The 7,813-nt window shown below is 65.9% G+C and carries 6 protein-coding genes; 2 read left to right on the forward strand and 4 right to left on the reverse strand.

What is annotated here, in order from left to right; all coding sequences use genetic code 11:
- Window positions 1-55: 55 nt before the first annotated feature.
- The 4 genes from H8S47_RS01215 to H8S47_RS01230 all read right to left on the reverse strand — a co-directional run bounded on the left by H8S47_RS01215 (window position 56) and on the right by H8S47_RS01230 (window position 5,578).
- Complete coding sequence (locus tag H8S47_RS01215; protein WP_187502099.1) at window positions 56-1,360, reverse strand: OmpP1/FadL family transporter; 1,305 nt, start codon at window positions 1,358-1,360, stop codon at window positions 56-58.
- 62 nt (window positions 1,361-1,422) lie between these two features.
- Window positions 1,423-1,833: a DUF2147 domain-containing protein gene (locus tag H8S47_RS01220; RefSeq protein ID WP_187502100.1), complete on the reverse strand. Its 411-nt coding sequence runs from the start codon at window positions 1,831-1,833 to the stop codon at window positions 1,423-1,425.
- A gap of 290 nt (window positions 1,834-2,123) precedes the next feature.
- On the reverse strand, window positions 2,124-4,442 hold the full coding sequence (locus tag H8S47_RS01225; RefSeq protein ID WP_187502133.1) for a 3-hydroxyacyl-CoA dehydrogenase/enoyl-CoA hydratase family protein: 2,319 nt from the start codon (window positions 4,440-4,442) through the stop codon (window positions 2,124-2,126).
- On the reverse strand, window positions 4,442-5,578 hold the full coding sequence (locus tag H8S47_RS01230) for a thiolase family protein (RefSeq protein ID WP_187502101.1): 1,137 nt from the start codon (window positions 5,576-5,578) through the stop codon (window positions 4,442-4,444). Before H8S47_RS01230 ends, H8S47_RS01225 begins: the two co-directional genes overlap by 1 nt.
- A 131-nt stretch (window positions 5,579-5,709) precedes the next feature.
- On the opposite strand from H8S47_RS01230, the gene H8S47_RS01235 reads away from it, so the two are divergent.
- Together H8S47_RS01235 and H8S47_RS01240 are read left to right on the forward strand one after the other, a co-directional pair.
- A complete protein-coding gene (locus H8S47_RS01235; protein WP_187502102.1) occupies window positions 5,710-7,395 on the forward strand; it encodes a long-chain-fatty-acid--CoA ligase in 1,686 nt (561 codons plus the stop codon).
- Window positions 7,392-7,781 carry a MerR family transcriptional regulator gene (locus H8S47_RS01240; RefSeq protein WP_093397577.1) on the forward strand — a complete coding sequence of 130 codons (390 nt, stop codon included), beginning with the start codon at window positions 7,392-7,394 and terminating at the stop codon, window positions 7,779-7,781. The genes H8S47_RS01235 and H8S47_RS01240 overlap by 4 nt, the downstream gene beginning before the upstream one ends.
- Window positions 7,782-7,813 lie beyond the last annotated feature (32 nt).

The following is a 7,813-nucleotide window of genomic DNA, read 5'->3' on the forward strand; positions in this document are numbered from 1 at the left end:
TCCCCCTCCGTCGCTTCGCGCCACCTCCCCCTTGCGGGGGAGGATCGTAAAGCTTTTAGAAGCTCACCCGGCCGCCGAGCGACAGCACCACCGCCGACGCATTACGCAGCGCGCCCGAGGTCAGGATGTTCGTCTGCGCGGCCGTACCGACATACGCTGCCGTGACGCGGTCGATCGTCGTATTTTCGAAGTCGACATATTGCGCGGCGGCGTCGAGCACGATGTGCGGCGACAGCTGGTACGAGCCACCGGCGGCATAAGTCCAGCGATCGGCGTCGGGCACGCGCGCGTCGCGCTCGCCGTCCTGCGTCGGCGACTTGGTCCGCTGCAGGCCTGCCCGTACGGTCAGCTTCGGCGTGACGTCATAGTCCAGGCCACCCGCCAGGCTCCAGCTGTCCATGTAGTTCTCCGGGATCGCGGTGTTCAGCGGTGCGCCGAGATCGATCGTGTCGAACTTGCTCCAGTTGTAGGCGACCACCTGCGCGTTCAGCGTCAGCTTGTCGGTCCCGCGGAACCGCCCTGCGACGATCACTTGGCCCGGCGTGTTGAACGCGGCCTTCGCACCGGACACGGTCATGTTCGACGACGCCAGCGGACCGACGAGGCCGCTGACCGTCAGGTCGCCCTTCAGGTTGTGCCGGATGCTCGACTTGTAGCTGATGCCGACCGTCGCGAAGTCGTTGTGGAGCTGTACGCCCGCGGTCCAGCCGAAGTCCCAGCCGTCGCCCTTCAGTTCCTGCTGTCCATCGGGCAGCGCCGCGGACAGGTTGGGCAGCGCGTTGCTCAAGCTGGCGTCGGTATATTCGACGTTCAGCGCACCACCCACGCGTAGCCAGTCGGTCACCACGACGCCGATCGACGGCTGGATGTCGATCGTCCGCAGCCGCGTCTTGTCGGCGCTGTAGCGTGCCCAGCTGTCCGAGTCGTAATTGGTCGTGAAGCTGAACGGCGACGTCACCGCGAGACCGACGGCGATCCGGTCGTTCAGCGGATAGGCGACCGCACCCGACGGCACGATGCCCTTGTTGATCGGGTCGCGCGAGTTCGACTGGCCGCTGATCCCCGTGCAGGGCTGGCCCGGGCGGCAGATCCGCGTGCCGGTATCGACGACGTCGCCCTTGGGCAAAATCGCGGTCGCGGCAAGCGTCGCGCTGCCGTCGCGGATGCCGGCGATGGCGGCCGGGTTCCACCACAAGGACGCCGCGCCGGTGTCAGCGGCCTCGCCCGAGAACGCACGGCCCGCGCCGCGTGCGGACTGCGCCTGGAGATAGAAGGCGTCGGCATAGGCGGTGCTGGCGAAGCCGAAGGCGGACACGAGCGCAGAAACCGCGAGAAGCGGGGCTTTGGTACGCAGAGTCATGGACAAGATCCTGAAAGCTATACTGATTTAGGCGGGAGGTATCGAAGACGAAGCGCGGCGCCTCAGCGCACGCGCGTCCAGGTCTGCGTCTTGCAGAGCGGGAAGAACACGCAGCCGCGCAGCTTCAACTGGTTCGCGCCGACGGGCGTGATCTTGCCGCTATAGGTCTTGCCGTCCTCGGCATTGTAGACCTGACCACTGCTCCATACGCCGTCCTTGTCGGGCTTGAACCCGCTCAGCATCTGCATGCCCTGGATCGGCCGGTTGCGGAGCGCGGTGTTGGAATTGTTTGCGTCCTTCATCGAAGAATTAGCGCGGAGTGCGTCGGAGGTGAGGATCTTGCCGCAGATCGACGGGCCGCAGCGGGCGATCTCGACGATGGCGTTGTGCGTCTCGGTCTTCCAGCGACCGATCACGGTGTCGGGTGTGGCCGAAGCGCCCGCGAGCAAAGCACCGATAATCAACAGGGACATCTTCTATCCTCTCCTAGTGTCGTTGGTGGTGCCGCATGCGTGCGGTCACCGAATGTCTCGTCAGGCCGTCGACGTTACCGCGACCCTGTTGCCGTATACGGCAGCTATCGGTCCCGCCTAGAATTGTACGAAGACAAGTCAAGCCTTCTTACTGATTCCAGGGGGTGAAAAAGTGTTCATGCGGCACGCGCCGTCATTCCCGCGGAGGCGGGAATCCATATGGGCCGAGGTTGCGATAGAGACGCACCATCTGCCAGTATGGGTCCCCGTCTGCGCGGGGATGACGGAGGTCAGTTCCGCAATGGCTTACCCGTCTGCAGCATGTGAACCACCCGCGCTTGCGTCCGCGGATCCTTCACGCTCGCCATGAACGCCGCGCGCTCCAGATCGAGCAACTGGTCCTCGGTCACGGTGTCGACCAGATCGGCCTCGCCGCCGGTCAGCACCTCAGCTAGGCGATCCGCGACGACGAGGTCGTAGTCGGTCGCCATCCCCTTCTTCTGGAAGTCCGCCACGGCCATGTTGAGGCCCGTCCGGCCACTCGCACCCGCCAGCCGGAAGGTCGGCTTCTCTGGCGCGACATAGCCTTCGACCAGCGACAGCGCCTTGGCCTTTGCGTCCGCCAACAGACGGTCGCGGTTCATGGTGATGCCGTCGTCCTTGCGCAGGATCATCATCTCCTTCGCCTCCGCCGCCGACTTGGCGACGACCGCGGTCGAGATGCTCTGGAACACCTTGGTCAACACCGGCATTGGGCCCTTCGGCACCATGCCCGACTTGGTCCAACGGTCGAGCATCTCGCCATTGCCGCCCCAGCCGGGGACGAGACCGACGCCGCACTCGACGAGCCCCGCATAGGTCTCGGCATGCGCCTGCACCGCGTCCGAATGTAGCAGGATCTCGCACCCGCCGCCGAGCGCGAGCCCGGCGGGGGCACTGACGACCGGGAAGGGCGCGTATTTGAGCGCCTTGTACGCCTGCTGCCCGTCTGCGACGCTGGCCTCGACCATGTCCCAAAGGCCCGCCCCGACCGCGAACATCGCCGCGCCGAGATTCGCACCAGCCGAGAAGTTCGACGCTTCGTTATACACCACCAGCGCCTTGAAGCGGTCGCGCACGACCGGGATCGCCTCGTTGATCAACGCCACGACCTGATCGTCGAGCGCGTTCATCTTGGTATGGAATTCGAGCGCCGCGACGCCGTCACCGACATCCCAGAGCGAGGCGGACAGGTTCTGGAGGATGGGCTGTGAGCGGAGCTTGATGTCCTCCAGCAACTCGACGCCATCCGCACGCGGCACGTCAGCATACTCGCCGCCAGCCGTGAGATACTGACGCTGCCCGTTTTCGACGCGGTAGAACGGTCGATCGCCCGCGGTCGTCAGGATCGCAGGAACGTCGCGACCTTCGGCAGCGAGGCGCGCGGCGAGCACACCCGGCCCCATCCGGTCGATCAGTTCGAACGGTCCGTACTTCCAGTTATACCCGAGCTTCATCGCGTCATCGATCGCGACGACATCGTCCGCCGCTTCACCGACGAGCATCGCCGCATAGGACAGCGTGTTGCCAAGGATCGACCACGCATAGGTGCCGATCTTGCCCGGTTCCGCGATCAGCGCGGCGAGGTCCTTGCCGGTCTTGCCGGGGAGGTCCGCGGGCTTCGCCTCGTGGCGGTACTCGCCGGTCGCGAGGTCGAGCGACAGCTTCGTGCGCGTCGCCTTGTCGAAGCGGTAGAAGCCACCCTTGCCCTTGCGGCCGGTGAACCCGTCCGCGATCATCTTGTCGACCAACGGCAACTCGCGCACCGTATCGAAATACGGGTCGCCAGCCGGCAGCGTCGAGGACAGACTCTTCGACAGCAACGGCATCAGGTCGACACCGACGAGATCGACCAGCCCGAAGATCCCGGTCTTCGGCACGCCCATCGGACGTCCACCGATCTGGTCGGCCTCCTCGACGGTCAGCCCCTGGTCCATCGCCGCGTTGATCGCGATCGCCAGCCAGTAGGTGCCGATCCGGTTGGCGATGAAGCCCGGCGTATCCTTCGCCCGGACGATCCGCTTGCCCATGAAGCGATCGACGAAATCCTCGACCTTCTCCGCGACCGCAACATCGGTGTGCTCGCCACGAACGATCTCGACCAGCCGCATGTAGCGGGGCGGGTTGAAGAAGTGCGTGATCAGGAAGTCGGCCTTGAACTGGTCCGAGCGCCCCTCGACGAGATTGCCGAGCGGGATCGTCGAGGTGTTCGAGGACACCGCGGTACCCGGACGCTTTAGCGCTTCGAGCTTGGCGTACAGCGCCTGCTTGATGTCGAGCCGTTCGACGATCGCCTCGACGATCCAGTCGCACTCGGCGACGCGATCGAGATGATCGTCGATGTTGCCCGTCTCGACCAGCTTGGCCGCACGCTTCGACATGAAGGGAGCGGGGTCGGTCTTGAGCATTTTCGCGACCGCGCCCTTGGCCACTGCGTCTCGATCGTCACCCTCGCGAGGAACGATGTCGAGCAGCAGCACCGGGATGCCAGCGTTCGCGACCTGAGCCGCGATACCTGCGCCCATCACGCCAGCGCCGATGACGCAGACCTTCTTCACAGCATCGACCATCATGCACGCTCCAGCACCGTCGCGATGCCCTGACCGCCGCCGATGCACTGGGTCGCCAGCGCGTAGCGGCCACCCTCGCGCGACAGCAGCGCAGCCGCCTTGCCGACGATCCGCGCGCCGGTCGCGCCGAGCGGATGACCGATTGCGATCGCACCGCCATCGAGGTTGATCGTCTCGTCTTTCAGCCCGAGGTCGCGGATGCAGGCGATCGCCTGGCTCGCGAACGCCTCGTTGATCTCGACCACGTCGAGGTCGGCGACGGTGATCCCGGCACGCTCCAGCGCCTTCTTCGACGCGCCGATCGGGCCAAGCCCCATCGTCTCGGGCGCGCAACCCGACACGCCGATCGACTTGATCCGCGCGAGGATCGTCAGCCCGTGCTTCTTAGCGAACGCCTCCGAGGTCACCAGCACCGCGGACGCACCATCCGTCAGCGGCGAAGACGTGCCCGCGGTCACAGACCCCTCCGCACTGAACGCGGGCTTCAGGCCGGCGAGCGCTTCGGTCGTCGTGCCGGCGCGGATCGTGCCGTCTTGGCTGACCGGGCCCGCCTTGGTCTGGATCGTCACGATCTCGTCCGACAAGCGGCCATCCGCGCGCGCCGCGGCGGCCTTGTCCTGGCTCTTGACCGCGAACGCATCCTGCTCCGCGCGCGTGATCTGGTACTGCCGCGCGACGTTCTCGGCGGTCTCGCCCATGCCCATGTACGCGCCGGCGCTCTTCTTCGCGAGCGCGGGGTTGGGGAGGGGGTTGTAGCCCCCCATCGGCACGCGGCTCATCGATTCGAGGCCCGCGCAGATGAACGCCTCGCCCGCGCCGACCGCGATCTGGCCGTAGGCGATGTGGATCGCGCTCATCGACGAACCGCAGAACCGGTTGACCGTCATCCCGCCGACGGAGATCGGCAGGTCGGCGATCTGCGCGATCAGCTTGGCGACGTTCAGGCCCTGTTCGCCCTCGGGGAACGCGCAGCCGAGGATGATGTCCTCGATCTCGGCCGGATCGACGCCGGTCTTGTCGAGCAACCCGCGAATCGTCTGCGCGGCGAGATCGTCCGGACGGACGCGGGCGAGTTCGCCCTTGCCGGCGAGGTGGAACGGCGAACGGGCGTACCCGGCGATGACGACGTTGGTCACGATGATCCTCTCATATTGCGGTCGACCCGGTTAACGCTTGCGGGTTACCCTTAAGGTGCGATACCTCACCTTTACGTCAAGGTGAAGCGGCCGACAATATGGCTTACGCACACCATCTTATGGAGAGCGAGATGCAGGATAGTTCCGGGGGCAAAGCGATCGGTGTGCCGTTGCAGGGCGAGCCACGGCTGCTGGGCGACATAGTCGACACGTCCGTCCGCCGGTTCGGATCGCGCAACGTCCTCGACTTCATGGGCCGGACGCTGACCTATGCCGCGCTCGGCGAGCAGGTCGATCGGGCCGCCCGCGGGCTTCAGGATCTCGGCGTCGTGAAGGGCACGCGCGTGGCGCTCTGCCTGCCGAACACGCCCTATTACCCGATCCTGTTCTTCGCGATCCTCAAGGCCGGCGGGATCGTCGTCAACGTCAACCCGCTCTATGTCGAGCGCGAGCTGGCGCATCTGCTCGAGGATTCGGGCGCGACGATCATCGCCACCTGCGACATCGCCGAGATCCACGCGCGCGTCCTCAAGGTCGCCGGGCAGATGGGCGTGAAGCACGTCATCACCTGCCCGATCGCCGGTGCGCTGCCGACGCTGAAGTCGATCGCCTACCGCCTCTTCAAGCGCGCCGAGATCGGCCATGCCCCGAGCGACGCGCGCCATTTCACCTTCGGTGCGCTGCTGAAGGCGAAAGGCGCACCTACGCCGGTCGCGGTGTCCCCGAATGAAGTCGCGGTGCTGCAATATACCGGCGGCACGACCGGCGAGCCCAAGGCGGCGATGCTCAGCCACGCCAATCTCGTCGCCAACGCCGATGCGATGGTGACGTTCGTCGGCGGCGAGCAGCCGCATCAGGACCGCGTGCTCGGCGCGTTGCCGATGTTCCACGTCTTCGCGCTGACCACCGTGCTGACCTATTCGATCCGCACCGGCGCGGAGATGATCCTGCTGCCGCGCTTCGAGTTGCAGCAATTGCTCAAGACGATCGACCGGACCAAGCCGAGCTACTTCCCCGCGGTGCCGACGATCTACGCCGCGATCACCACCGCGGCGGAGACGCAGAAGATCGACCTGTCCTCGATCCACGCCTGCATCTCGGGCGGCGCACCGCTCCCCGCCGAGGTCCGTGTGGCGTTCGAGACGGCGACCGGCGCCAAGCTCGTCGAGGGTTACGGCCTGTCCGAGGCCTCGCCGATCATAACTTGCAATCCGATCGACGGCCTCAACAAGCCGGGCTCGGCGGGTTTGCCGTTCCCCGGCACGACGATCGAGATCCGCGACCGCGAGGACCCGACCCGGCTGCTCCCGGTCGGCGAGAATGGCGAGATCTGCGCGCGCGGTCCGCAGATCACGCAAGGCTATTGGCACAAGCCCGCCGCGACCGCTGAGCTGTTCGCGGATGGCGCGCTGCGCACCGGCGATGTGGGGCACCTCGACGCGGACGGCTATCTGTTCATCGTCGACCGGATCAAGGACCTTATCCTCGCTGGCGGCTACAACGTGTATCCGCGCGTGATCGAGGAAGCGCTGTACGAACACCCCGCCGTATTCGAAGCGGTCGTCATCGGCGTGCCCGACAAATACCGCGGTCAGGCCCCCAAGGCGTTCGTCGTGCTGGCGGAAGGGGCGGTGGCTACCCCGCTAGAACTGCGCGATTTTCTCCGCGACAAGATCAGCAAGATCGAGCTTCCCCGCGAGGTCGAAATCCGCGACAGTCTCCCCAAGACGCTGATCGGCAAGCTATCCAAAAAGGAACTTGTCGCAGAAGAGGCCGCAAAGGCCGCAGCGGCGGAGGCGAGGGGAGTGGATTCGTGAACGACCGACAGGACGATCTGACCGGCATACAGGAGGTCTCGCGCATGCTCGGCGTGAGCGCGCGGACGCTCCGATTCTACGAGGACAAGGGGCTGATCGAGCCCTGCCGGATCGGCACGACACGGGTCTACACGCGGCGCGAAGTCGCGCGGATGCAGTTGATTTTGCGCGGCAAGCGGCTTGGGTTCACGTTGCGCGACATCGAGGAGTTCCTCGACCTCTACGACGCCGACCCGCAACATGTGGAGCAGATGCGCGCGCTGGCGGAACGCTGTCGCCAGCGGATCGACCTGCTGGATGCGCAACGCGAGGCGATCGTCCAGACCCGCGACGAGCTGGAGAAGATCGAGCAGGAAGCGCTCGCGCGGATCCCCGCGGGCGACTGACGTTCTTCTTGCCCCCCTCCCTGAAAGGGAGG

It is taken from the genome of Sphingomonas albertensis (assembly GCF_014358075.1).
Taxonomy (GTDB): Bacteria; Pseudomonadota; Alphaproteobacteria; order Sphingomonadales; family Sphingomonadaceae; genus Sphingomonas; species Sphingomonas albertensis.